General features: G+C 63.0%; 20 protein-coding genes, 2 rRNA genes and 1 pseudogene. 15 read left to right on the top strand and 8 right to left on the bottom strand.

The features are described from left to right. The first annotated feature begins 9 nt into the window (after window positions 1-9). From A5892_RS05190 to A5892_RS05170, 5 genes are all read left to right on the top strand, one after another. The gene (locus A5892_RS05190; protein WP_064121896.1) at window positions 10-2,721 is read left to right on the top strand and encodes a [protein-PII] uridylyltransferase; all 2,712 of its coding nucleotides are present in this window, start codon (window positions 10-12) and stop codon (window positions 2,719-2,721) included. 87 nt (window positions 2,722-2,808) lie between these two features. After that, entirely contained in the window at window positions 2,809-3,171 is a 363-nt protein-coding gene (locus tag A5892_RS05185; protein WP_027349477.1) for an ArsC/Spx/MgsR family protein, read from the top strand. Between the two features lie 45 nt (window positions 3,172-3,216). Beyond that, window positions 3,217-4,242, top strand: a complete 1,026-nt coding sequence (dapD, locus tag A5892_RS05180) for a 2,3,4,5-tetrahydropyridine-2,6-dicarboxylate N-succinyltransferase (protein WP_027349478.1) — start codon at window positions 3,217-3,219, stop codon at window positions 4,240-4,242. A gap of 60 nt (window positions 4,243-4,302) precedes the next feature. Next, window positions 4,303-5,511 (top strand): succinyl-diaminopimelate desuccinylase, encoded by a 1,209-nt coding sequence (gene dapE / locus A5892_RS05175; RefSeq protein ID WP_064121895.1) that lies wholly within the window; start codon window positions 4,303-4,305, stop codon window positions 5,509-5,511. After that, the gene (locus A5892_RS05170; protein WP_317627712.1) at window positions 5,508-5,900 is read left to right on the top strand and encodes a hypothetical protein; all 393 of its coding nucleotides are present in this window, start codon (window positions 5,508-5,510) and stop codon (window positions 5,898-5,900) included. Before dapE ends, A5892_RS05170 begins: the two co-directional genes overlap by 4 nt. A 126-nt stretch (window positions 5,901-6,026) precedes the next feature. On the opposite strand, the gene A5892_RS20945 is transcribed toward A5892_RS05170, so the two are convergent. Then, window positions 6,027-6,494 carry a cold-shock protein gene (locus A5892_RS20945; RefSeq protein WP_027349481.1) on the bottom strand — a complete coding sequence of 156 codons (468 nt, stop codon included), beginning with the start codon at window positions 6,492-6,494 and terminating at the stop codon, window positions 6,027-6,029. 167 nt (window positions 6,495-6,661) lie between these two features. Between A5892_RS20945 and A5892_RS05160 the strand changes: the two genes are divergently transcribed. Continuing rightward, window positions 6,662-6,889, top strand: a complete 228-nt coding sequence (locus tag A5892_RS05160; protein WP_082890591.1) for a SlyX family protein — start codon at window positions 6,662-6,664, stop codon at window positions 6,887-6,889. A 105-nt stretch (window positions 6,890-6,994) separates the two neighbouring features. Here the strand turns inward: A5892_RS05160 and trxB are convergent. Continuing rightward, window positions 6,995-7,965 (bottom strand): annotated as a pseudogene (gene trxB, locus A5892_RS05155) (thioredoxin-disulfide reductase). A 151-nt stretch (window positions 7,966-8,116) separates the two neighbouring features. After that, window positions 8,117-8,320, bottom strand: a complete 204-nt coding sequence (locus A5892_RS05150; protein ID WP_027349484.1) for a CPXCG motif-containing cysteine-rich protein — start codon at window positions 8,318-8,320, stop codon at window positions 8,117-8,119. 254 nt (window positions 8,321-8,574) lie between these two features. Between A5892_RS05150 and acnA the strand changes: the two genes are divergently transcribed. Together acnA and A5892_RS05140 are read left to right on the top strand one after the other, a co-directional pair. After that, the gene (gene acnA, locus A5892_RS05145) at window positions 8,575-11,322 is read left to right on the top strand and encodes an aconitate hydratase AcnA (RefSeq protein WP_064121893.1); all 2,748 of its coding nucleotides are present in this window, start codon (window positions 8,575-8,577) and stop codon (window positions 11,320-11,322) included. Between the two features lie 223 nt (window positions 11,323-11,545). Continuing rightward, a complete protein-coding gene (locus tag A5892_RS05140; RefSeq protein WP_064121892.1) occupies window positions 11,546-12,484 on the top strand; it encodes a thioredoxin family protein in 939 nt (312 codons plus the stop codon). Between the two features lie 61 nt (window positions 12,485-12,545). On the opposite strand, the gene A5892_RS05135 is transcribed toward A5892_RS05140, so the two are convergent. Beyond that, on the bottom strand, window positions 12,546-13,709 hold the full coding sequence (locus tag A5892_RS05135) for a MalY/PatB family protein (protein ID WP_064121891.1): 1,164 nt from the start codon (window positions 13,707-13,709) through the stop codon (window positions 12,546-12,548). A gap of 40 nt (window positions 13,710-13,749) precedes the next feature. Here A5892_RS05135 and A5892_RS05130 point away from each other — a divergent pair, with 40 nt between their 5' ends. The 4 genes from A5892_RS05130 to A5892_RS05115 all read left to right on the top strand — a co-directional run bounded on the left by A5892_RS05130 (window position 13,750) and on the right by A5892_RS05115 (window position 16,228). After that, window positions 13,750-14,172, top strand: coding sequence for a hypothetical protein (locus tag A5892_RS05130; RefSeq protein WP_064121890.1), 423 nt, complete (start codon window positions 13,750-13,752; stop codon window positions 14,170-14,172). Between the two features lie 89 nt (window positions 14,173-14,261). Further along, on the top strand, window positions 14,262-14,738 hold the full coding sequence (gene ybaK / locus A5892_RS05125) for a Cys-tRNA(Pro) deacylase (RefSeq protein ID WP_064121889.1): 477 nt from the start codon (window positions 14,262-14,264) through the stop codon (window positions 14,736-14,738). Between the two features lie 92 nt (window positions 14,739-14,830). Continuing rightward, window positions 14,831-15,355: a DUF501 domain-containing protein gene (locus tag A5892_RS05120; RefSeq protein ID WP_064121888.1), complete on the top strand. Its 525-nt coding sequence runs from the start codon at window positions 14,831-14,833 to the stop codon at window positions 15,353-15,355. A gap of 327 nt (window positions 15,356-15,682) precedes the next feature. Beyond that, on the top strand, window positions 15,683-16,228 hold the full coding sequence (locus A5892_RS05115) for a TIGR00730 family Rossman fold protein (protein WP_064121887.1): 546 nt from the start codon (window positions 15,683-15,685) through the stop codon (window positions 16,226-16,228). A 43-nt stretch (window positions 16,229-16,271) separates the two neighbouring features. On the opposite strand, the gene A5892_RS05110 is transcribed toward A5892_RS05115, so the two are convergent. Then, window positions 16,272-16,766: a hypothetical protein gene (locus A5892_RS05110; RefSeq protein WP_064124312.1), complete on the bottom strand. Its 495-nt coding sequence runs from the start codon at window positions 16,764-16,766 to the stop codon at window positions 16,272-16,274. Window positions 16,767-17,305: 539 nt separating this feature from the next. On the opposite strand from A5892_RS05110, the gene A5892_RS05105 reads away from it, so the two are divergent. The 3 genes from A5892_RS05105 to A5892_RS05095 all read left to right on the top strand — a co-directional run bounded on the left by A5892_RS05105 (window position 17,306) and on the right by A5892_RS05095 (window position 20,113). Then, the gene (locus A5892_RS05105; RefSeq protein ID WP_064121886.1) at window positions 17,306-18,343 is read left to right on the top strand and encodes an NADP(H)-dependent aldo-keto reductase; all 1,038 of its coding nucleotides are present in this window, start codon (window positions 17,306-17,308) and stop codon (window positions 18,341-18,343) included. Between the two features lie 98 nt (window positions 18,344-18,441). Then, window positions 18,442-19,227 (top strand): peroxide stress protein YaaA, encoded by a 786-nt coding sequence (gene yaaA / locus A5892_RS05100; RefSeq protein ID WP_064121885.1) that lies wholly within the window; start codon window positions 18,442-18,444, stop codon window positions 19,225-19,227. A gap of 67 nt (window positions 19,228-19,294) precedes the next feature. Further along, complete coding sequence (locus tag A5892_RS05095; protein ID WP_064121884.1) at window positions 19,295-20,113, top strand: Tim44 domain-containing protein; 819 nt, start codon at window positions 19,295-19,297, stop codon at window positions 20,111-20,113. A 211-nt stretch (window positions 20,114-20,324) separates the two neighbouring features. On the opposite strand, the gene A5892_RS05090 is transcribed toward A5892_RS05095, so the two are convergent. From A5892_RS05090 to A5892_RS05080, 3 genes are all read right to left on the bottom strand, one after another. Further along, on the bottom strand, window positions 20,325-20,600 hold the full coding sequence (locus tag A5892_RS05090) for a hypothetical protein (protein ID WP_064121883.1): 276 nt from the start codon (window positions 20,598-20,600) through the stop codon (window positions 20,325-20,327). A gap of 414 nt (window positions 20,601-21,014) precedes the next feature. Next, window positions 21,015-21,130: ribosomal RNA gene (gene rrf, locus A5892_RS05085) — 5S ribosomal RNA — on the bottom strand. A gap of 123 nt (window positions 21,131-21,253) precedes the next feature. Further along, a 23S ribosomal RNA gene (locus A5892_RS05080) occupies window positions 21,254-24,150 on the bottom strand. Window positions 24,151-24,323: the final 173 nt, after the last annotated feature.

Genomic DNA, 24,323 nt, shown 5'->3' with positions numbered 1-24,323 from the left:
GCTACGCCCATGCTGCTGCACCACTACCGCTTCAGGCCAGACCCGAGCCTGCTCGACGAAGCCGGGCTACGCGCCCGCCTCGCCGCGCTGGATGCCGAACGGGGCTCGACCTGCACCACCGCAGGCCATATCGCCGCCTTCAAGCAGGCGCTGCGCGATATGTCGTCGACCCTCGACGCTCGCTTCCACCAGGGCGAGGACATTCGCAACCTGATCCATGGCCGCGCATGGGGAATGGACCGCATCCTCACGCTCGCCTGGGAGCGGATACGCTGGCCGCAGAGCCTCGAGGGCATCGCGCTGCTGGCGGTGGGCGGCTACGGCCGCGGAGAGCTCCACCCCCACTCCGACATCGATCTGCTGTTCCTGCTCGGCGACCCCGATGACACCCCCTATCGCGAGCCGCTCTCCCAGCTGATCACCCTGCTCTGGGACATCGGCCTCGAGATCGGCCATAGCGTGCGAACCGTCGCGGAGTGCGTCGACGAGGCCAGAAGCGATATCACGGTGATCACCAACCTGCTCGAGACCCGGACCCTGATCGGGCCAGAGCGACTGCGCGACGAAATGCGCAGGCTCACGGCACCGGACAAGATGTGGCCATCGGACGCTTTCTTCGCCGGCAAATGGCAGGAGCAGATCACCCGTCACCGCAAGTTCAACAACTCCGAATACAGCCTCGAGCCGAATCTCAAGAGCTCGCCCGGCGGACTGCGCGACCTGCAGATGATCGGATGGGTGGCCAAGCGCCACTTCGGCGCCCGGCTGATAGAGGAGATCGTCGAGCGCGGCTTCATGACCGACTCAGACCTGCGCATCTACAGCCAGGGCCAGGCATTCCTGTGGCAGCTGCGCTACGCCCTCCATGAGCTCACCCACCGCGCCGAGGACCGCCTGCTGTTCGATCATCAGAAGACGATCGCAGCGATGCTCGGCTATCGGGACCAACCGGACAGCCTCGCCATCGAACAGCTGATGCGCCGCTACTACCGGGTGGTGACGACGATGGCCGAGCTCAACGATATGCTGCTGCAGCACTTTTCCGAATGCATCCTCCAGGCCGACCAGCCTCCCGAGATTCGCGTCCTCAACAATCGTTTCGAGGTCTACGCCCGCCACATCCAGGCCCGTCACCCCAACGTGTTCAAGCGACGCCCAGGCGCCCTGCTCGAGCTCTTCGTGCTGATGGCCCAGCACCCCGAGATCGAGGGGGTGCGCGCCGAGACGATCCGGCTGATCCGCGAGCACCGCCATCTGATCGACGATGCCTTCCGTGAAGACGTACGCCACCAGAGCCTGTTCATGGAGCTTTTGCGCAGCGGCGGTGACGTCGCCCGCCAGCTGGCGCTGATGGCGCGCTATGGGGTGCTCGGCAAGTACCTGCCAGAATTCGGCCGGATCATCGGTCTGATGCAGTACGACCTGTTCCACATCTATACCGTCGACGCCCATACCCTGCGCGTACTCGATCGCATGCAGAGCTTCCGCGGGCGCGCCGCTCAGCGCGACTTTCCGCTCGCTTACGAGCTGGCGCGCCACTTGCCGAAGCTTGAGATCCTGTGGATCGCCGGCCTGTTCCACGATCTAGGCAAAGGACGAGGGGGAGACCATTCCCAGCTCGGCGCGGTCGATGCGCGCCAGTTCTGCGAGCGTCATGGACTCTCCCGTCGCGATACCCAGCTGGTCACCTGGCTGGTGGAGCACCATCTGCTGATGTCGCAGACCGCGCAGAAGCGCGACCTCGCCGAGCCCGACGTGATCCGTGAATTCGCGCTGGTGGTGCATAACGAAGTCCATCTCGACTATCTCTATCTGCTCACCGTCGCCGACATCGACGCCACCAACCCGACGCTCTGGAACGGCTGGCGCTCGGCGCTGCTGCGCCAGCTGCATGGCGAAGCGCGCCGCGCGCTACGCCGCGGTCTGGAGCAGCCGTTCGACCGCGCCGATTGGATCGACGACACCCGCCAGGAGGCCTATGCGCTGCTGCGCGGGATGAACGCCGACGTGGCCGAGGTCGAGAAGCGCTGGGAACACTTCGGCGAGGACTACTTCCTCACCTACTCGCCGAGCGACATCGCCTGGCAGACCCTCGGCATGATCCAGGATCCCTCGCGGCCGCTGGTGCTGATCAGCGCCCCCACCGAAGAGATGGTCGACGGCGGCACCAAGGTATTCATCCACACCCGCGCGGTCGCCAACCTGTTCGCCGCCACGGTCGCGGCCTTCGGCCAGCTCGACGTCTCGATCCACGACGCGCGGATCGTCACCACGCTGGATGGCTGGACGCTCAACGCCTTCATCCTGCTCGACGCCAATGACCAGCCGATCCGCGATCCGGGGCGGCTGCGCCATATCCATGACGTGCTGGTCGAAAGCCTGATCGACCCCGACGAGTATCCGCGCATCGCCAGCCGGCATACCTCCCGCCAGCTCAAGCACTTCAGAGTGCCGACCCGGGTCACCCTCGAATACGATGCGCTTCACCAGGGCAGCGTGCTCGAGCTGATCGCCGCCGACCGACCTGGGCTGCTCGCCAGGGTGGGACGGATATTCATGGAATTCGGGATCTCGATCTCAGCGGCCAAGATCGCCACCTTCGGCGAGCGGGTCGAGGACGTCTTCTTCATCACCGACGCCAATGAACAGCCGATCTACGACGAAGCGTTCAAGCAGCGGCTGATCAACCAGCTCTGCGAGGTACTCGACGCCGAGGTTTGAGCGACGGCGGACGCGCGGTTATTTGTTACAATCGCGCCTTTCGCGGCGCCTACCCCAGCGCCGCCGGCAGACTTTGAGGAGCGCAAATTGAGCATCACGCTCTACGGACTCAGCAACTGCGACAGCTGTCGCAAGGCGCGCCGCGCCCTCGACCAGGGCGGCGTCACCCATCGTTTCATCGACTTGCGCGCGGATGCGAGCGACGCCGATGGACGCCTGGACGCCACCCTGGTGGAGCGCTTCTTCGCCTGCGCCGACTGGGAAACGCTGCTCAACCGTCGCAGTACGACCTGGCGCAACCTCGATCCCGAACAGCGCGACGGCCTCGACGAGGCGCGCGCTCGACGACTGGTCGGCGACCATCCCACATTGCTCAAGCGCCCGCTGCTCGACACGGGCAACGAACTGATCATAGGCTTCGACGCCGAAGCCTATGATCGCCTGCGCTGAGCGCCCCGTATCCATCGTATTCACCCCTATACCAAGGACATAGATATGTTCAGTTTCGCGATCGGCATCGGCACCCAGAACAGCAAGGGTGACTGGCTGGAAGTCTTCTATCCCGCCCCGCTGCTGGCTCCCAATGCCGCCCTGGTGAGCGAAGCCCGCCGCGCCCTCGGCGCGGGCGCCGACGAGCGGGAGGTCAGCTTCCATCCCGAGCAGTGCGCGACGCTCGCCGCCGCCCTGCGCGGCGCCGGCCACGACGACCAGGCGCAGATCGCCGAAGCGTTCAGCACCTCCAAGCGCCCGCTGATTGCCCTGTTCCTCGACGAGGACCAGGCGCCCGCCAGCGCACCGGAGGTCTATCTCAAGCTGCAGCTGCTATCCCACCGGCTGGTCAAGCCCCATGGGATCAAGCTCGACGGCATGTTCGGCCTGCTCAAGAACGTCGCCTGGAGCAGCGAGGGCGCGATCGACGTCGAGGAACTGCCCGCTCGCCAGCTGCGTGCGCGGCTCGATGGCCGGGTGATCAGCGTCGACTCGGTGGACAAGTTCCCCAAGATGACCGACTACGTAGTGCCCAAGGGCGTTCGCATCGCCGACACCGCGCGGGTGCGTCTGGGTGCCTACCTCGGTGAAGGCACGACGGTGATGCACGAAGGCTTTTGCAACTTCAACGCCGGTACCGAAGGACCGGGCATGGTCGAAGGACGGGTATCCGCGGGCGTGTTCGTCGGTGCGCACTCGGACATCGGCGGCGGCGCCTCGATGCTCGGCACCCTCTCCGGCGGCGGTAACATCGTCATCTCGCTGGGCGAGAACTGCCTGATCGGCGCCAACGCCGGCTGCGGCATTCCGCTCGGCGATCGCTGCACGATCGAGGCCGGGCTCTACATCACCGCGGGCGCCAAGGTCACCGTGCTCGATGCCGATGGCAAGGAGGTCAAGACCGTAGCGGCGCGCGAGCTCGCCGGCCTCTCCGATATGCTGTTCATCCGCCACTCGGTCACCGGGCGCATCGAGTGCCGTACCAACAAGAGCGCGATAGCCCTCAACGACGCCCTCCATTCCAACAACTGACACGGTGCCGGCCGCTCCCGCCGAGCGGCCGGCCACCAGTCGAGCCGAAGACCGATTGCCATGCCCGCTCAAGCGAACCCCGCCACGCCACAGCAAGCCATCGACAGTGCTACCGTGGCACTGGCCTGCGAGCTACTCGCGCGCCCCTCGATCACCCCCGACGACCGAGGCTGCCAGCGCCTGATCGGAGTTCGTCTCGAGCGCCTCGGCTTCGATCTCGAGTGGATCGAGGAAGGCGGCGTCACCAATCTCTGGGCCACTCGTGGCGAGGGTGTGACGCTGGCCTTCGCCGGCCACACCGACGTGGTGCCGACCGGGCCCGAAAGCGCCTGGGCCACCCCGCCGTTCTCGCCCACGATCGATGAGCAGGGCTATCTGCGCGCCCGCGGGGCCGCCGACATGAAGGGCAGCCTGGCCGCGATGGTCACCGCGATCGAGCGCTTCGTCACCGACCGTCCCGATCACCAGGGGCGCATTGCCGTACTGCTGACCAGCGACGAGGAAGGCCCTGCGCGCCATGGCACCCGCGCCGTGGTCGAGCGGCTGCGCGAACGAGGCGAGCGCCTCGACTACTGCGTGGTCGGCGAACCCTCGAGCAGCGAACGGCTCGGCGACGTGGTCAAGAATGGGCGCCGAGGTTCGCTCAACGCCCGCCTGCGGGTGCTCGGCGTGCAGGGGCACGTGGCCTATCCACAGCGCGCGCGCAATCCGATCCACCTGATCGCGTCGGCGCTGGCGCGACTCACCACCGAGCACTGGGACGAAGGCAACGAGTTCTTCCCGGCGACCACCTTCCAGGTCTCCAACTTCGACTCGGGTACCGGTGCGACCAACGTGATCCCGGGAGAGGCCCTGCTCACCTTCAACTTTCGCTTCTCCACCGAGAGCACCAGCCAGTCGCTGATCGAACGGGTCGAGACGATCCTCGCGGATGCCGGACTCGAGACGCAGCGGGACTTCCAGCTCGAGTGGAACCTCTCCGGCGAACCCTTCCTGACCGCCGAAGGAGCGCTGCTCGAGGCGGTGATCCAAGCGGTCGAATCCGCCACCGGGCAGCGCCCCCGGCTCTCGACCTCGGGCGGCACATCGGACGGCCGCTTCATCGCTACCCTCGGTGCCCAGGTGGTCGAGCTCGGCCCGCTCAACGACACCATCCACCAGGTCGACGAGCGCGTCCTGGCCAGTGATCTGGATCGCCTCAGCGTCGCCTACCAAGGCATTCTCGCCCAGCTGCTCGCGCCCCATCACGACACGGAGCCGAGGCGATGAACATGGAGCGCTATCCGGACATCGAGATATATCTCGCCCCGCTGCAAATCGAGCGCCTGCAGGAGTGGCTGAAAGCGCAAATCAGCGCTGACCTGGTCGCCGCCGGCAAGCGCCGGTGGCGTGGCACCGGGCGCAGCGAAAATGGCGCGCAACTGCCGATACTGCTGATCGAGACCGCCGCCGATGGTTTCTCGAGCCTGTGGATCGACAGCCCCGACTCCCCCTGGCCGCGCGACGTAGATCTCGCCCGCGCGATCAACCAGGCCTTGGCCATCGAAGTACGCTGCTCGCTGGGTGGCTGGCAGCCCGGCGACGCGCCCGACCGCTTTCTGCATATCGATGCGAACGGCGAAGAGTGTGTGATCGAATGGCCCGACAGCGGCATTTGACCACCACGCGGCTTGGCGACAGGCGAGAAAAAAGCCCAGCAAGCGATGCCTGCTGGGCCTTGGGGTCACGGCTGACCGCGCCATTGGCGCGAAGCGGGTGGAACCCGCTTCGCCGCTGGTCACGCCTCAGGTGATGACGGTGACGTCCTCGGCCTGCAATCCGCGATCGTTCTCGATCGCGTGGTAGCGAACCCGCTGCCCCTCGACCAGGGTGCGATGCCCTTTGCCGCGGATCGCGCGGAAGTGAACGAACACATCCTCGCCCCCTTCGCGGGTGATGAAGCCGTACCCCTTGTTGACGTTGAACCATTTGACCACGCCGATCTCTCGATCGTCGTTCTCGATACGCGCAATGTTGGCCAATTGCGGGGTCAACACCTGTACCGCCAGGGTAGCCAGGATTAATACGATGAAACTAGCGAGGGCGGCGAGCAGGTATCCGCTCATCAACCCTTCCCGCGCGGCGATCTCACCGATCAACTGCGAGTAGAACTCACTGTCGGAAAACGAAACGAAGAAGCCAACGAGGGGAGGAGACAACAGGGCAAGCAGAAGGCTGATGACGATACAACGAAGTAATGCTCTTGGACTCATGACGACGATTTCTCTCTAATGAAGCTCGAACGCAGGTCGACGCAGGCGAAAGACTACCCCCGCCGCCCCAGCGTCCGCGACCTTTCCATTAAGAAACAGACACCTGTGGAGATCGCCAAATGAATGACACCAGGCGACCGGCAAATACTAGCATGCCGGTCCCAGGCATGCTTGATGAGCACGAGGCGCGCCTGGAGGCGTTGGAAACTCGGCTCGCCTTCCAGGAAGACTGGCTCGAGACCCTGGATACGCGTCTCATCGAACAGGGACGGACGCTCGAGCGCCTCGAGCGTATCAACGTCCTGCTCCAGGAGCGGCTGCGCCAGCAGAGCGAAGGGCTGGACCAAGGAGAGCGCGAGTGGCGACTGGAGGACGACCGTCCACCGCACTACTGACTCGGCCTCGCCTGACACCCCAGCGAATGCCGGGCAAAAGAAAGCGGCGCCCACCGGGGCGCCGCCATAGCCGCGAACAGTGAGGCGGCGGGAACGTACGATCGCTCAGCTGTGCGGTACCGCAGGGTCGAGATCGTCGAGGAAGCGCTCGGCGTCGAGCGCGGCCATGCAACCGCTGCCCGCCGAAGTGATCGCCTGGCGATAGATCGAATCGGCCACGTCGCCGGCGGCGAACACGCCGGGAATGCTGGTCTGGGTGGCATTGCCCTGAGTCCCGGACTGCACTTCGATGTAGCCATCGCGCATCGAAAGCTGGCCTTCGAACAGCTGGGTGTTCGGCTTGTGGCCGATGGCGATGAAAAGTCCCAGCGAGGAGAGCTCGCGAATGCTGCCATCGACGGTCGAGCGCAGCCGCACGCCGGTAACGCCGCTGGCGTCGCCAAGCACCTCGTCGATCTGGTGATTCCAGATGATCTCGACGTTGCCGTTCTCGGCCTTGTCGAACAGTTTGCGCTGCAGGATCTTCTCCGCGCGCAGCCCGTCGCGGCGGTGTACCAGGGTCACCTTGGAGGCGATGTTGGACAGATACAGCGCCTCTTCCACCGCGGTGTTGCCGCCCCCACCACTACGACTTCCTGATTGCGATAGAAGAAGCCATCGCAGGTCGCGCAGGCCGACACACCCTGGCCACGGAAGCGGCCTTCCGATTCGAGACCGAGATAGAGCGCGCTCGCGCCAGTGGCGATGATCAGCGCATCGCAGGTGTAGATGCCATTGTCGCCCTTGAGCGTGAACGGGCGCTGGGTCAGCACCGCCTCGCTGATGTAGTCATGGACGATCTCGGTCTCGAAACGCTCGGCGTGACGGCGCATCCGCTCCATCAGTTCCGGCCCCTGGACCCCGGCATCGTCGCCGGGCCAGTTGTCGACATCGGTGGTGGTGGTCAGCTGGCCGCCCACCTCGATACCGGTGATCAGCATCGGACGCAGATTGGCGCGGGCTGCATAGACCGCGGCCGAATAGCCAGCCGGGCCCGAACCCAGGATGATCAGGGAGCGATGACGCACGTCGTTCATGGAAGCCTCGTTGCGCCGCTTGGGCGCCCTTTCACGGTAATGGTTAACGGCGGACCTTAATCAAGCGCACTCGACGCTGCAACTATCGCGCTGATTGATTGCCGCCATCGACCGAGAAGGACGTGCCGCAGAGGCTCCCAGCGCTCGCGCCTCAGGCCTCGTCGTCGCGCTTCAGGTTCAGCGTCTCGAGCCCGCCGTCGGCCCCGAGTCGGACTTCGATCGATATAGGCGAGCAGCACCAGTAGCAGTCCTCGACGGTCTCATGATCGCTCTGCGACAGATCCAAGACCAGCTCGAAACCAGCGCCGCAGTAGGGGCACTCGACCTCGACCGGCAGCAGCATCTCCTCGTTCATCTCATCCTCCCGGCCGCTGGTCCTCATTCGGATCAACGGCACCGTCGGCCCGTGGAGCGTCTACACTGGGATGCAGTGACCCCAGCGTCACCGGGGCGCTTGGCGGCGCGCCGGAGCGCCTCTCCTTGCTTCTGTTGCCAAAGGTAGTCGAGAAGAGCGCCACCGACACGCAGGGCCGGGCCCGGATGACGACACGCCCACGCCGGACGACCACCGGGCACAAACGGTGGCGCAGCATGATGAGGAGGAGATAGATGAGCTCGATCGATCCGAAAGGCACGCTCACCGAACTGACCGTCGGTGACAAGCGCTATCACTACTACAGTCTCGAAAAGGCCGCCGCGGCCTACGGCGATATCACCCGGCTGCCGTTCACGCTCAAGGTACTGCTCGAAAACCAGCTGCGTTTCCTCGACGGCGAGACCACCACCGAGGAAGACGTCCAAGCACTGGTCGACTGGCAGCAGCAGCGCCGCTCGAGCCGCGAGATCGGCTACCGCCCGGCACGCGTGCTGATGCAGGACTTCACCGGGGTCCCCGCGGTGGTCGATCTCGCCGCGATGCGCGATGCGGTCAAGCAGCTGGGGGGCGATCCGAAGAAGATCAATCCGCTCTCCCCGGTCGACTTGGTGATCGACCACTCGGTGATGGTCGATCGCTTCGGCAACGCCGAAGCCTTCGAGGCCAACGTCGAGATCGAGATGGAGCGCAATCGCGAGCGCTACGAGTTCCTGCGCTGGGGCCAGCAGGCGTTCGACGACTTCAGCGTGGTACCGCCCGGCACCGGGATCTGCCACCAGGTCAACCTCGAGTACCTGGGTAAATCGGTGTGGACCCGCGAGCAGGATGGCAAGACCTTCGCCTTCCCCGACACCCTGGTCGGCACCGACTCCCACACCACCATGATCAATGCGCTCGGCGTCCTCGGCTGGGGGGTCGGCGGCATCGAGGCGGAGGCGGCGATGCTCGGCCAGCCGGTCTCGATGCTGATCCCCGAGGTCATCGGCTTCAAGCTGGTCGGCAAGCTGCGCGAGGGGATCACCGCCACCGACCTGGTGCTGACCGTGACCCAGATGCTGCGCAAGAAGGGCGTGGTCGGCAAGTTCGTCGAGTTCTACGGTGATGGGCTCAACGACCTGCCGCTCGCCGACCGTGCGACGATCGCCAACATGGCGCCCGAATACGGCGCTACCTGCGGCTTCTTCCCGGTCGACGAAGAAACCCTCACCTACATGCGCCTGACCGGTCGCAGCCAGCAGCAGCTCGACTTGGTGCGCGCCTACACCCAGGCCCAGGGCCTCTGGCGGGAGCCCGGCCACGAGCCGCTGTTCACCGACGTGCTCGAGCTCGACATGGGTATCGTCGAGGCCAGCCTTGCGGGGCCGAAGCGCCCGCAGGACAGGGTCGCGCTGACCGACATGAAGCGCACCTTCGAGAACCTGCTCACCGAAGCCGTCGACGCCCCCGACAGCGAGCAGGGCAAATGGCAGAGCGAGGGCGGTTCGACCGCTCCCTTCGTCGCCGACAGCTACTTCGATAACCCCAATGTCGAACACGAGGGCCAATCCTATCGGCTCGACGATGGCGCGGTGGTGATCGCGGCGATCACCTCCTGCACCAACACCTCCAATCCCAGCGTGCTGATGGCTGCGGGGCTGCTGGCCAAGAAAGCGGTCGACAAGGGGCTGAACCGCAAGCCCTGGGTCAAGACCTCGCTGGCACCGGGCTCCAAAGTGGTCACCGACTACCTCGCCACCGCCGGCTTCGACAAGTCGCTCGACAAACTCGGCTTCAACCTGGTCGGCTATGGCTGCACCACCTGCATCGGCAACTCGGGGCCGCTCCCCGAGCCGATCGACAAAGCGATCCAGGAGCACGACCTGACCGTCGCCGCGGTGCTCTCCGGCAACCGCAACTTCGAAGGCCGCATCCACCCCCTGGTGCAGACCAACTGGCTCGCCTCGCCGCCGCTGGTGGTCGCCTATGCGCTGGCCGGCAACGTGCGTGTCGATTTGACCAAGGAGCCGCTCGGCAAAGGCAAGGATGGCCAGCCGATCTATCTCAAGGATATCTGGCCGACCCAGGCCGAGATCGCCGAAGCGGTCGAGCGGGTCAAGACCGACATGTACCGCAAGGAGTACGCCGCGGTATTCGACGGTGACGAGAACTGGCGGGCGATCGAGGTCACCCCCTCCGAGACCTACTCCTGGAGCGACGACTCGACCTACATCCAGAATCCGCCCTATTTCGAGGGCATGAAAGCGGAGCCTGCGCCGATCACCGACATCGAGCAGGCACGGGTGCTGCTGATGTTGGGCGATTCGGTGACCACCGACCATATCTCGCCGGCCGGCTCGATCAAGAAAGACAGCCCCGCCGGCCGCTATCTGCAGGAGCACGGGGTGGAGCCGGTCGACTTCAACTCCTACGGCTCACGGCGCGGCAACCACCAGGTGATGATGCGCGGCACCTTCGCCAACGTGCGTATCCGCAACGAGATGCTCGACGACGTGGTCGGCGGCTACACCCGCTTCGTCGGCGAGGGGCCGGATCAAGGCCAGCAGCTGGCGGTGTTCGATGCGGCGATGAAATATGCCGAGAACGGCACCCCACTGGTGGTGATCGCCGGCCAAGAGTACGGCACTGGCTCCTCGCGCGACTGGGCCGCCAAAGGCACCACGCTGCTCGGCGTCCGCGCGGTGATCGCCGAATCGTTCGAGCGCATCCACCGCTCCAACCTGATCGGCATGGGCGTGCTGCCGCTGCAGTTCGCCGAGGGTCAGGATCGTAAGTCGCTCGGGCTCACCGGCGACGAGAAGATCAGTATCGAGAACCTCTCGGCGATCGAACCCGGCGCCGTCCTCAAGGTACTGATCGAACGGCCCGATGGAGAGCGACTCGAGCTCGCTGCCAAATGCCGTATCGACACCGGTAACGAGCTGGAGTACTACCGCCACGGCGGGATTCTCCACTACGTGCTGCGCAGCATGCTCGACAAGTAGTCCGAGCGGGCAGCGACAACCGACGGGGCACGCCAGTGCCCCGTTTTTCATCGCTCATCGATGACACCGAGCGCGCCCCTGCGCCACGAGACCGCATGGCGCCGAGGCCACGGCGCGCATACGGGTTGAATTTCCCCGCCTTCGCCTACATAAACAAGCCAACGTCTCTCTCAGTCACCCGCGCAGGGCTCGCGCCCGCGCTCGCTACGGACAAAGGGTTCCCATGGCCATCGTCGATCCACGCACCGGCGCGCCGCTCAGCAGCGCTCCCGCCGCACAAGGCGCTCCCGACCGCCAACCCAATGTCGACGACGCTCAGCTGATCGTCGATATCGACATGCAGAACTTCCAACAAGTGGTGCTCGAAGGCTCGATGCACACCCCAGTGCTGCTCGACTGCTGGGCTTCCTGGTGCGAGCCGTGCAAGAACCTGACGCCGATCCTCGAGAAGCTGGCGCGCGAATACCGCGGCGCCTTCATTCTCGCCAAGCTCGATATCGAGGCCAACCCGCAGATCGCCGCCCAGCTCGGCATTCGCTCGGTGCCGGACGTCAAGCTGATCCATCAGGGCCAGCTCTATGACCAGTTCCAGGGCGCACTGCCCGAGAGCAAGATCCGTGAATGGCTCAGCCAGTACATCGAGGCACCGGCTCCCGCGGAAGACGCGCTCGACGAGCTCGCGGCCCAGGCCCTGGCCGAGGGCGACACCGCCACCGCCAAGGCGCTCTATCATCAGTTGATCGAAGCCGAGCCCGAGCAGTTCGAGCATCGCATCGGCTATGCCGAGGTGCTCGCCGCCGAAGGCGAGACCGTCCAAGCCGCCGAGCTGCTCGATACCCTGCCGGTGGAGCTGCGCGATTCCGCGCGGGCCAAAGGACTGCAAGCGCGGCTCGGCTTCGCCGCCGAAGCGCCTAGCCAGGAAGAGATCGCACGGCTCGCCGAGCGCGACGACAGCGAGGCACGGTTCAAGCGCGCCTTCCGGGCGATCGCCGATGGGCGCTATGAAGAGGGCCTGGAGGGCCTGCTCGCGCTGATGAAAAGTGACCGCCAGTATGGCGAGGACGCGGCGCGCAAGACCCTGCTGAGGGTCTTCGAGGCGCTGGGAGGCGATCATCCGCTCACCGTCGGCTATCGCCGCAAGCTGTTCGCGCTGCTCTACTGAGCGCACCGCCGAGCCCTAAGCTCATCCCGATGCGCCCTGCCGCCGCAGGGCGCTCGCAGTTTCACTCAGGCACCGCCGCCAGCACGCTGTCGAGGCGGTTCAAGCCCTCCTCCAGACGACGGGGCTGGGTACCCAGATTGATCCTTACGAATCCTGGCCAGCCGAAATCGGCGCCATCGGAAAGGCCCACTTTCGCCCGCTCGAGCAATGCCCGCTGCGGCGACTCGCCCAAGCCCGCCGCACGGCAGTCCAACCAAGCAAGGAAAGTTGCCTCCGGACGGCTCATGCCGACCCCGGGCCAGCGCGCGACGAATGCCTCGAGCATCGATACGTTCTCGCGTAGCTGGGCCAGCAGCGCCTGGCGCCAAGGCTCGCCATGGCGATAGGCGGCTTCGGTAGCGGCCAGGCCAAGCACGTTGTGGGATGGCATCAGGCCGATGCAGCCGCGGGCAAATCGCGCCCGCAGCCGGGGCTCCTCGATCACCGCGCAGGCCACGGCCAGGCCTGCGACATTGAAGGTCTTGGACGCTGCCCACAGGGTGATGGTACGAGCGCTGAGCCGAGGCACCGCTCTGGCCAGGGGCTGGTGGCGGCGGCCGCTTTCGAGGATCAAATCGCAGTGCAGCTCATCGGAGCAGACGATCAGGTCGTGGCGCTCGACGAAATCCGCCAACCGCTCGAGCTCTTGCTGTTCGAACACCCGCCCGGTCGGGTTATGCGGATGACACCAGAGCAGCAAGCGGGCGCGCGGCGTCACCGCCCGCTCGAGCGCATCGAAGTCGATTTCCCAGCGCCCGCCTTCGCTCTCCTCGGGTGGGCGCATCGGCACCGCGCGGGTCACTCTGCCGGTCAGCTCTCCCACCTGCAGGAAGGGAGGATAGATCGGCGTCAACGTCATCACCTCGTCACCCGGCTCGGTGAGCGAGAGGCTTGCGACGTGCAGCGCGGGGACCACGCCTGGCAGCCAGATCTGCCAAGCGGCGTCGATGTGCCAGTCGTAATGGTCGCGACTCCAATCGCACAGCGCCTCCTTCAACGACGCGGAAGGATTGGCATAGCCGAATATCGCATGCCCGACGCGCGCGCTCAGCGCCTGCTGGATCGCCGGCGCTACGGCGAAATCCATGTCGGCGACCCACATTGGTAGCGTATCTTCATCGAAACGCTGCCACTTGGTGCTCGGGTACTGACGCCGGTCCAGCTCCGTGGTGAAATCGAACTCCATTACCGAAGGTTCCTGCAGCGAGGGGGTTGAGTGTTTGAACATGCCTGAAAGCCGCTTCTATGCCAAGGCGGTCGCCGGTTGGCCTGCGCTGCTCGCTCGCCTGATCGCGCTCAGCGAGGCGCCCGCCGACCGATTGGCGATAATCCTCGGCGACACTGCCCGCCTGGCCTCCCTCGGCACGCCCGAGGAGAATCCAAGCGCGGCGGAACTGCTCGCCTGGGCCCACGTGCGTCCGCCCCTGTGGGCGGCGAAGACCGCACTGTTCCTGCTGGTGCAGATGCCGCGGCGCCCTGCTCCCGAAAGCGAGGAGGAGCGCGCCGCCTGGGCCTATCTATGGCTGCGCCTGCGTCCTCGTGAGTCGCTCGTGGCAGCGCTCGCAGCGCTGCCCGAGTATCTGCGTGCAACACTTGCCGATGATCTCGACCAGGCCTGGCGCGACCAGGTATCCCAACGCCTGGTCTGAACGGGCGTTCCGGGGGAGATGGACAAAACCCGCTCACGGCGGGAAGCTAGCCGCACGAATATCATCTTCGTTCGACGGAAGTTCCCACCATGTCCCGAACCCCAGCCATCACTGCTCTGGCCCGTGAAGGTATCGCCCATCGGGTGATCTCCTTCGAGGCCGAGGGCCATGCGGGCGATTACGGTCGCGCCGCCGCCGCCGCCCTGGATCAATCTCCTGCCCAAGTATTCAAGACCCTGATGGTCGAGCTCGACGACGGCCGTCTGGCGGTGGCGATGGTGCCGGTGGAGGGCAGGCTCGATCTCAAGGCCGTGGCGCGTGTCTTCTCGGTACGCAAGGCGAAGATGGCCGAGCCCCGTAAGGCAGAGCGGGCGACCGGCTATGTGGTCGGCGGGATCAGCCCGCTGGGGCAGAAGCGACGCCTACCGAGCGTAATCGACGCCTCCGCCCTCGATTTCGACGAGCTCTACGTCAGCGCCGGGCGCCGAGGGTTGGAGGTCGCCTTGAGCCCCGACGACCTGATCGCGACCACTGCGGCGAAGGTCGCCACCATCGCCACTGGCTGAGCGCCGCGGTCTTGCCCTGGGTGCTCGGCCCGCCTACCATGCGGCTGCGATTCGACCCTCCATTTACCGACACACTCCCCAGGTACACGCCTATGCTGATCCGCATCGACCAAGCGCCCGACGAGCGCCAGCTGACGCTGATCGCCGAACAGCTCGGCCGTACGCCAAGAGGCATCCAGGCGGTCACCGCGATCGATGGAGAGGGCACCCCGCTGGCGCTGAGGATGCACTCGCTGGTCGACGATGCCCCTTTTCCCACCCTCTACTGGCTGTGCAGCGAACGGCTCAAGATCGAGCTGTCGCATCTCGAGGCCGATGGTGTGATCAAGGCGCTGGAGGCGCATTTGCTCGAAGACCCCGCGCTGCTCGCCGATTATCACCGCAGCCATGAAGCCTATGTCGCCGACCGCTGGCGCTACATGGACGAGGCGACCCGAGTCCGTATCGAGGAGCTCGGTTTCGAGTCGCCGCTGCGCGAGCGCGGCGTCGGCGGAATCAGCAACTGGAACCAGGTGCGCTGCCTGCACACTCAGTATGCCCATCACCTCAGCACCGACAATGCGATCGGCCGCTGGATCGACGCGCACTACCCCCAGGTCGCCGCTTCGCTGCCTTGAGGGGCATTCCCCATCGCCTCGCACCCGTTGGATGCATGACGAGCGGGCCCGATCGTGTTCCAAGCGCCCTTCCTCACCACGAACGGGCAGTAGAGCGCTCGCTCCAGAGCCTGTGGTAAGCCTTGGCGAGCAGAGGGATGCGAACGGTCGCCGCGGCAACCATTCCCTGGATCAAAGCTCCATGCCCAATTTCGCAGGGGCATGAGGCCCACCACGGACAGCCACTCAAGGTGGGTTTTCGCCAGCCGCGCCGTCATGACCGCAAAGCCCTTCATCCCCGCATTGGTTTGACGATAAGATACTCGTTTGGTCCGAGGGAGGTGAACGATGAGAAGCGTCTGCGTGTATCTGGGCTCTCGCGATGGCGCATCCCCCGCCTGGGGGGAGGTGGCCGAGCGGGTGGGGCGGAAAATTGCCGAGCGGGGCTGGCGTCTGGTCTATGGTGGCGGACGCGTTGGACTCATGGGGCGCTGCGCGGATGGCGCGATCGCCGCGGGCGGAGAAGTGATCGGGGTGATCCCGAATGCACTGGTCGAGCGGGAGGCGGCCCACCTGGGGCTCACCGAGCTGATCAAAGTCCCTGACATGCACACCCGCAAAGCGCGGATGAGCGAGCTGTCGGACGGCTTCATCGCGCTTCCAGGCGGTATCGGCACCTTCGAGGAGCTGTTCGAGATGTGGACGTGGCTTTATCTTGGCATCCATGCCAAGCCGGTGGGGCTGCTCAACGTCGACGGCTTCTACGACAAACTGCTCTCTTTCCTCGACGACACGGTCAGCGCAGGCTTTCTCGCCACCTCGACCCGCCAGGGGCTAGCCGACGACGACGACATCGACCGGCTGCTCGATCGCATGTTCACTTCGGCTCAGTGACCAGCAGTTCCCGCGCGAACGCCTCGCGCGGGAACGCCATGTGCTAGTGGCACAGCGAACGCAGGTAGGTCTGCTGCAGCAAGCGCACGTCCTCTCCGGCGCGATGGCGGCGGATTCCCGCTTCCACCTCGACTCTCGCCTTGGTGGCGTTCCAGCGCGCCAGCTGACACTCATCCAGCAGCCTGCGCAGGCTCTCGAGCCTGAATCCGGGCAGCAGGTCGACATCGTTGAACAGCCTGCCCACCCAGCTGCTGTCGTATCCCCAGCTGTCGCTGTAGGCCACGCCGACCTCGCGCAGCTCGTCGTTGAGCCAGCTGGCGACTTCAAGGGGGGAATGGCCTTCCTGCATCAGCTGATCGCGCGTGATGCCATGCAGCAGCTCGGCCTTTGGATCCCAGTGGGTCCACTCATCCAGCGGCCGGATCAGTAACGCACTGTGCGTGCCATCGGCCCGCGCCAGCCCGATCTCGATCGGATAGCTGCCACGGCCGAATCCAGAGGCTTCGACGTCGAGGATCGTCGGACACCAGGTGCCCAGCACTCGCGATGGCTGCTGTCGCGCATCGCCGCGTTGCAAATCCAACGCTCCTCCGCCTCGCTCCAAGCGCCTGGACATGCCTTGCCACACTTGACCAGTGGTATCTTCAGCGAACTCGAGTGCCATGGTGTTCAATTCCTTTTGTTCGACACAGTGCACATGAAGTCATCGGCGACATACAACTGGCCAGCCAGCCGTGACCTTGCCCAGCCAGCATGTAACAGTGCAAATGACATGCCATTAGGCCAGAGGGCAGGCACAAGGTTCACACCCGGACGGCCAAGCGAGCGGAGAATCAGCCGCGACAGCGCAAGTGAGAATAAAGGAAGGACGGAGCTGGTGCTGGACGCCGGCTCCCGTACCATGACAGTTCGCATGCTTAATTAATTGACCGAAAAGGGCGCGAACTATACGTAATTGCGGTGAAGCGATCAAGCGGCGCAATGAACGTCTCCGCCTTTCGACCCGCAGGCGTATCGGTTATGTTGCCATATCGGGTATTTCCCACGTTTCACTATCGATCAAATTTGGGAGTTCGCATGGAATATCGTCCATTGGGCGACAGTGGCATCAGTGTCAGCCGGCTATGCCTGGGCACCATGACCTTCGGTGAACAGAACAGCGAGAGCGACGCCCACCAGCAGCTCGACAAGGCAATCGCCTCCGGGATCAACTTCATCGATGCGGCCGAGATGTATCCGGTGCCTCCCCGTGCAGAGACTCAGGGCCGGACCGAAGCCTATATCGGCAGTTGGCTGAAACGCAGGGGGCGGCGCGACGATCTGGTGGTCGCCACCAAAGCAGCCGGCCCCAATCGGGACATGCAGCATCTACGCGGCGGCCCGCGCTTCAACGCTGACCATATCGCCCGGGCGCTGGATGCGAGCCTTGCGCGCCTGCAGACCGACTACGTCGATCTCTACCAGCTGCACTGGCCCGAGCGACACACCAACTTCTTCGGTCAGCTCGGCTACACGCCACGGGAGGACGAGGACGCAATCCCTCTCGAGGAGACCTTGCAAGCACTGAAAACCCAGATAGAAGCTGGCAAGATCCGCGCCATCGGCCTTTCCAACGAAACCGCCTGGGGAACCATGCAGTGCCTGAAGCTTGCGCAGACCATGGGGCTGCCCCGGGTAGTCAGCGTGCAGAACCCCTACAACCTGCTCAATCGCAGCTATGAAATCGGCCTGGCCGAGGTCAGCCATCGTGAAGGTGTGGGCCTGCTCGCCTACTCCCCTCTCGCCTTCGGTGTGCTTTCCGGCAAGTACCTGGGTGGCCTCAAGCCCGCGCAGGCGCGTTTGACGCTGTTCGAACGCTTCAAACGCTACACCTCGCCGGTGGCCGAGGAGGCGGTATGGGCCTACGTCGACATCGCACGCAAATTCGGCCTCGATCCGGCACGAATGGCGCTGGCATTCGTCAATTCACGCCCCTTCCTGACCAGCAACATCATCGGCGCAACGACGCTTGAACAGCTCGACAGCAACCTCGCCAGCGAGTCGCTGACGCTCTCCGATGAAGTTCTGGACGCGATCGAGGGCGTGCACCGCAGGCTACCCAACCCCTGCCCTTGATGGCTTCACCCTTATGATCAACTTAACCCAGCCCGCTGCGCCACAGCGGGCCTGGCCACCAATGCTACACTTTCATCACTAGCGGATAGGAAGCATGCATGCTTAGTGTGATTTCACCGGCCAAGACGTTGGATTTCGAGTCTCCCGCACCTTCCTCGACGCATACCCAGCCGGAATATCTCGATGCCAGCGCTCAGTTGATCGATCGGCTGCGCGAGCTGTCTCCACAGCAGCTATCAGCACTGATGGGAATCAGCGACAAACTGGCCACACTGAACGCCAACCGCTATATCGAATGGTCTTTGCCCTTCAGCCTGGACGCAGGGAGCAATCCCGCCAAACAGGCGATATTCGCCTTCCAAGGTGATGTCTACACTGGACTCGAGGCGCAGCGATTCAGTGCCGCTGAACTCGAGCGCGCCCAGCGGCGATTGCGTATCCTGTCGGGTCTTTACGGCATGCTGCGTCCACTCGATCTGATTCAACCCTATCGGCTCGAGATGGGCATTCGCCTCGATAATCCGGCGGGAGCCACGTTGTACGACTTCTGGCGCGAGCGTTTGACTCACGACCTCGCGAAGGCGGTGGTGCAAAGTGGCACACCGGTATTGATCAACCTGGCGTCGAACGAATACTTCAAGGCGATCGATGCCAAGCGCCTGGGACACCGGATCGTCAGTCCGGTGTTCAAGGATGAGAAGAATGGCAAGCTCAAGGTAATCAGCTTCTATGCCAAGAAGGCGAGAGGCTGGATGAGTGCCTGGATACTCAGGCACGACATCGATGATCCGGAGGCGCTCAAGGCCTTCGACATCGGTGGTTACGAATTCGATCCATCGCTGTCCAAGCAGGACGAATGGGTATTCACCCGCCCGGAGCAGTGAAGTCTGCCCGGTAGCCATAGCGACGGGCTCAATCGTCGCCGTAAACGCAAGAAGGAGAGCTACAACGATGCGACACCTCTTCATCACGCTGCTAGTCAGCTTCATGACCTTCGGTCTGGCTGTCGAGCATGCTGACGCGCGTCGCTTCGGAGGCGGTGCCAGCGCCGGCAGCATGTCTCGTTCGGCAGCCCCGGCGCAAAGCGCCGCGCCGCGAGCGGCTACACCGCCCCGTCAAGCACAGGCAGGGGGCGCTTCGCGCTTCATGGGCCCGCTCGCCGGGGTCATGGCGGGTGGCCTGCTCGCAGCGCTGTTCTTCGGCGGCGCCTTCGATGGCATTCGGATGTTCGACATCATCCTGGTCGCCCTGGTCGCCTTCGGGATATTCATGTTCTTGTCCCGTCGTCGCGCAGCGATGGCCGGTGCTGGTGGCCAGCATGGACAGGGGCGTCCGACTCACCAGAAGGCCCCGCAGGCCTTCACCAGCAGCCAGGCGGCCGCAGGAGGCTCGTTCGCCACCTCGACGCCGGCTTGGTTCGACAAGGAGCGCTTCCTCGCTGGCGCCAAAGAGCACTTCAGCACGCTTCAGAAAGCGTGGGATGACAATGACCTAGCGCAAATGCAGGACTATGTCACGCCGGAGCTCTACAACCTGCTGCGCGAAGAGCGCGCCAAGCAGCCGGACGACAACAAGACCGAGGTCGTTCGCCTGTTTGCCGAGCTCGGCAACGTGCAGGAGTACGGCCGCCAGGCGGAAGCCTCGGTGTTGTTCCATGGCGTGATTCGGGAAAACGGTCAGGAAGTCGAGTTCAATGAGACTTGGCACTTGATCCGCGAAATGCGCGACGGTGCTCCCTGGTACATTCAGGGTATCGAGCAGCGCCAGTAATCGAACGCCTTTGCAACGGTAATAAGAATGCGCCCCGCACACTCTGCGGGGCGTTTTCCGTTCACCCTATCCACATTGCTGCCTTCTTCGCGCTCGCCGCCCATTGAGCGTGGTCGTAAGTCCCTATTATTCTCATATGAGATAGCCCCATATGAGACAGGGCCGATCAGCATCCTGATCGGCCCTGTCTGATTAAAACCACGCCTGCGGGTTATTGCTGCGTAGCGGTACCGGGCTCATCATCGCCCGCGTCGTTCATCGCATCGCTAGCGCTGTCACCGATGTCGCTCGTGGTGTCGGAAATGCTGTCACCGGCGTCGCTGGCTGCATCGGAAATGCTATCGCCTGCGTCGGACGCGCCGTCACGGATGTCGGACGCAGCATTGTCGATCGACTCTCCCGCCTGCTCCGCAGGGCCTTTATCTTCACACCCAGCCAGGGTGGCGGCAAAAATAGCGGCGGCCATGATGCCAAGCAGTTTTTTCATATTCCCTACTCCTTGAAAGAAGGTCATGCCGGTTGCTTGATCCGTGCTAACCGATCGTCACTATAAGCCCTGCTTTCAAAAAACAGCAAGTAAACAATGGTGTCACTCATTAGCTTATTCGCAATTTTGTATTATTGCTAACAAAGTCGATCTTTCGAATTTCGCCAGTTATTATTGGTTTTTTATTTTGAGCTGATCAGAACGCTCACCGGCATAGTCGATGCTCGCCGGGAGCTTATCCACAGCGCCTGCCGCGAACCGGCTGTGGGTAAACCATCCACCGGGCGTGCGCTCCGCTGCCGTTCTCTCTGCTCTCGGCACCCCTTTTGGGGCGCCCCTCGCCGGGCACCCCTCGCCGGGCACCCCAAAAGGGAAAACCCCCGCACCATCGGTGCGGGGGTTCTCGGGATGAATGCTTGACGATGACCTACTCTCACATGGGGAGACCCCACACTACCATCGGCGCTGAGCGGTTTCACTGCTGAGTTCGGCATGGGGTCAGGTGGGACCCGCTCGCTATGGTCGTCAAGCATATTCTGGCGCAAAGCCTGCCCATCAAGGCAAACTTCACTGATTCGTGGATCATGCTGGCCGAGATCGTCTCGTCGTATCCGTTGTCTTCGTCTTTCGATGACCTGACCACTTGGGGTTATATGGTCAAGCCTCACGGACCATTAGTACACGTTAGCTCAAAGCGTTGACCGCTCTTCTACACCGTGCCTATCAACCTCGTCGTCTTCGAGGGTCCTTTAGGGGGCTCGAGGCCCCAGGGAAGTCTCATCTTGAAGGGGGCTTCCCGCTTAGATGCTTTCAGCGGTTATCCCGTCCGAACATAGCTACCCGGCAATGCCACTGGCGTGACAACCGGAACACCAGAGGTTCGTCCACTCCGGTCCTCTCGTACTAGGAGCAGCGCTTCTCAAACTTCCAACGCCCACGGCAGATAGGGACCGAACTGTCTCACGACGTTCTAAACCCAGCTCGCGTACCACTTTAAATGGCGAACAGCCATACCCTTGGGACCGACTTCAGCCCCAGGATGTGATGAGCCGACATCGAGGTGCCAAACACCGCCGTCGATGTGAACTCTTGGGCGGTATCAGCCTGTTATCCCCGGAGTACCTTTTATCCGTTGAGCGATGGCCCTTCCATACAGAACCACCGGATCACTAGAACCTACTTTCGTACCTGCTCGACCTGTCCGTCTCGCAGTCAAGCACCCTTATGCTCTTGCACTCAATGCACGATTTCCAACCGTGCTGAGGGTACCTTCGTGCTCCTCCGTTACTCTTTGGGAGGAGACCGCCCCAGTCAAACTACCCACCACACACTGTCCTTCCCCCGGATCACGGGGGCAAGTTAGAACGCCAATGATGCCAGGCTGGTATTTCAAGGTTGGCTCCCCCCGAACTGGCGTCCAGGGTTCATAGCCTCCCAGCTATCCTACACAAGCAACATCAGCGTCCAGTGTGAAGCTGTAGTAAAGGTTCACGGGGTCTTTCCGTCTAGCCGCGGGTACACTGCATCTTCACAGCGATTTCAATTTCACTGAGTCTCGGGTGGAGACAGTGTGGCCATCATTACGCCATTCGTGCAGGTCGGAACTTACCCGACAAGGAATTTCGCTACCTTAGGACCGTTATAGTTACGGCCGCCGTTTACCGGGGCTTCGATCAGGAGCTTCGCCTAAGCTAACACCATCAATTAACCTTCCGGCACCGGGCAGGCGTCACACCCTATACGTCCGCTTACGCGTTAGCAGAGTGCTGTGTTTTTAATAAACAGTTGCAGCCACCTGGACTCTTCGACCGGTTCGCGCTCCGAGAGCTAGTCTCTTCACCCTACGCCGGCGCACCTTCTCCCGAAGTTACGGTGCCATTTTGCCTAGTTCCTTCACCCGAGTTCTCTCAAGCGCCTTGGTATTCTCTACCTGACCACCTGTGTCGGTTTGGGGTACGGTCACACGTTACCTGAAGCTTAGAGGCTTTTCCTGGAAGCGTGGCATCAACGGCTTCCCAGTTCCGAAAAACTGGTTCGTCTCGTATCTCGGCTTTGAACCTCCGGATTTGCCAGGAGATTCGGCCTACCTACTTTTACCCGGACAACCAACGCCGGGCCCGCCTAGCCTTCTCCGTCCCCCCATCGCAGTAACGTCTGGTACGGGAATATTGACCCGTTTCCCATCGACTACGCCTTTCGGCCTCGCCTTAGGGGCCGACTCACTCTGCTCCGATTGACGTCGAACAGAAACCCTTGGTCTTCCGGCGGGGGTGGTTTTCACACCCCTTGTCGTTACTCATGTCAGCATTCGCACTTGTGATACCTCCAGCAGACCTTACGATCCACCTTCGCAGGCGTACACAACGCTCCTCTACCGCTCAGGCCATAGACCTGAACCCGTAGCTTCGGCACCTGGTTTGAGCCCCGTTACATCTTCCGCGCAGGCCGACTCGACTAGTGAGCTATTACGCTTTCTTTAAAGGATGGCTGCTTCTAAGCCAACCTCCTAGCTGTCTAAGCCTTCCCACATCGTTTCCCACTTAACCAGAATTTTGGGGCCTTAGCTGACGGTCTGGGTTGTTTCCCTTTTCACGACGGACGTTAGCACCCGCCGTGTGTCTCCCACGCTGCACTCATCGGTATTCGGAGTTTGCCTCGGGTTGGTAACCCGGGATGGGCCCCTAGCCGAAACAGTGCTCTACCCCCGATGGTGATACGTGAGGCGCTACCTAAATAGCTTTCGAGGAGAACCAGCTATCTCCGAGCTTGATTAGCCTTTCACTCCGATCCACAGGTCATCCGAATCTTTTTCAACAGATCCCGGTTCGGTCCTCCAGTTGATGTTACTCAACCTTCAACCTGCCCATGGATAGATCGCCCGGTTTCGGGTCTATTCCCAGCAACTATGTCGCCCATTTAAGACTCGGTTTCCCTACGCCTCCCCTATACGGTTAAGCTCGCTACTGAGAATAAGTCGCTGACCCATTATACAAAAGGTACGCAGTCACAGGACTTGCCTGCTCCCACTGCTTGTACGCACACGGTTTCAGGATCTATTTCACTCCCCTCGCCGGGGTTCTTTTCGCCTTTCCCTCACGGTACTGGTTCACTATCGGTCAGCCAGGAGTATTTAGCCTTGGAGGATGGTCCCCCCATGTTCAGACAGGGTTTCACGTGCCCCGTCCTACTCGTTTTCACACCCTATGCCCTTTCATGTACGGGGCTATCACCCGCTACGGCCCGACTTTCCAGACGGTTCCACTAGAACATAAGCTGCTTAAGGGCTTCTCCCCGGTCGCTCGCCGCTACTGGGGGAATCTCAATTGATGTCTTTTCCTCGGGGTACTTAGATGTTTCAGTTCTCCCGGTTCGCCTCCGTACGTTATGTATTGGCGTACGGATACCGACCTTCTGGCCGGTGGGTTTCCCCATTCAGAAATCGCTGGATCAAAGGTCATTTGCCACCTCCCCAACGCTTATCGCAGGCTATCACGTCTTTCATCGCCTCTGGCTGCCAAGGCATCCACCGTGTGCGCTTAATCGCTTGACCATATAACCCGAAGGGGTCTGGTCACCGATCAACGAAAACAATTTCGCCGGATACGCTTGAGACGTATCTCTCTGCCCGCCTTGCGGCCGGCAGGCCAGCGTTCACGACACGAGGTCTCCACCCCGGTGTTCGCGCTGGACTTGGTCAGCATGATCCACATTGTTAAAGAGCGT

The sequence above is a fragment of the Halotalea alkalilenta genome, assembly GCF_001648175.1.
GTDB lineage: Bacteria > Pseudomonadota > Gammaproteobacteria > Pseudomonadales > Halomonadaceae > Halotalea > Halotalea alkalilenta_A.
The sequence above is the reverse complement of the archived record's forward strand: the minus strand, read 5'-3'. Positions and strand labels throughout refer to the sequence as shown.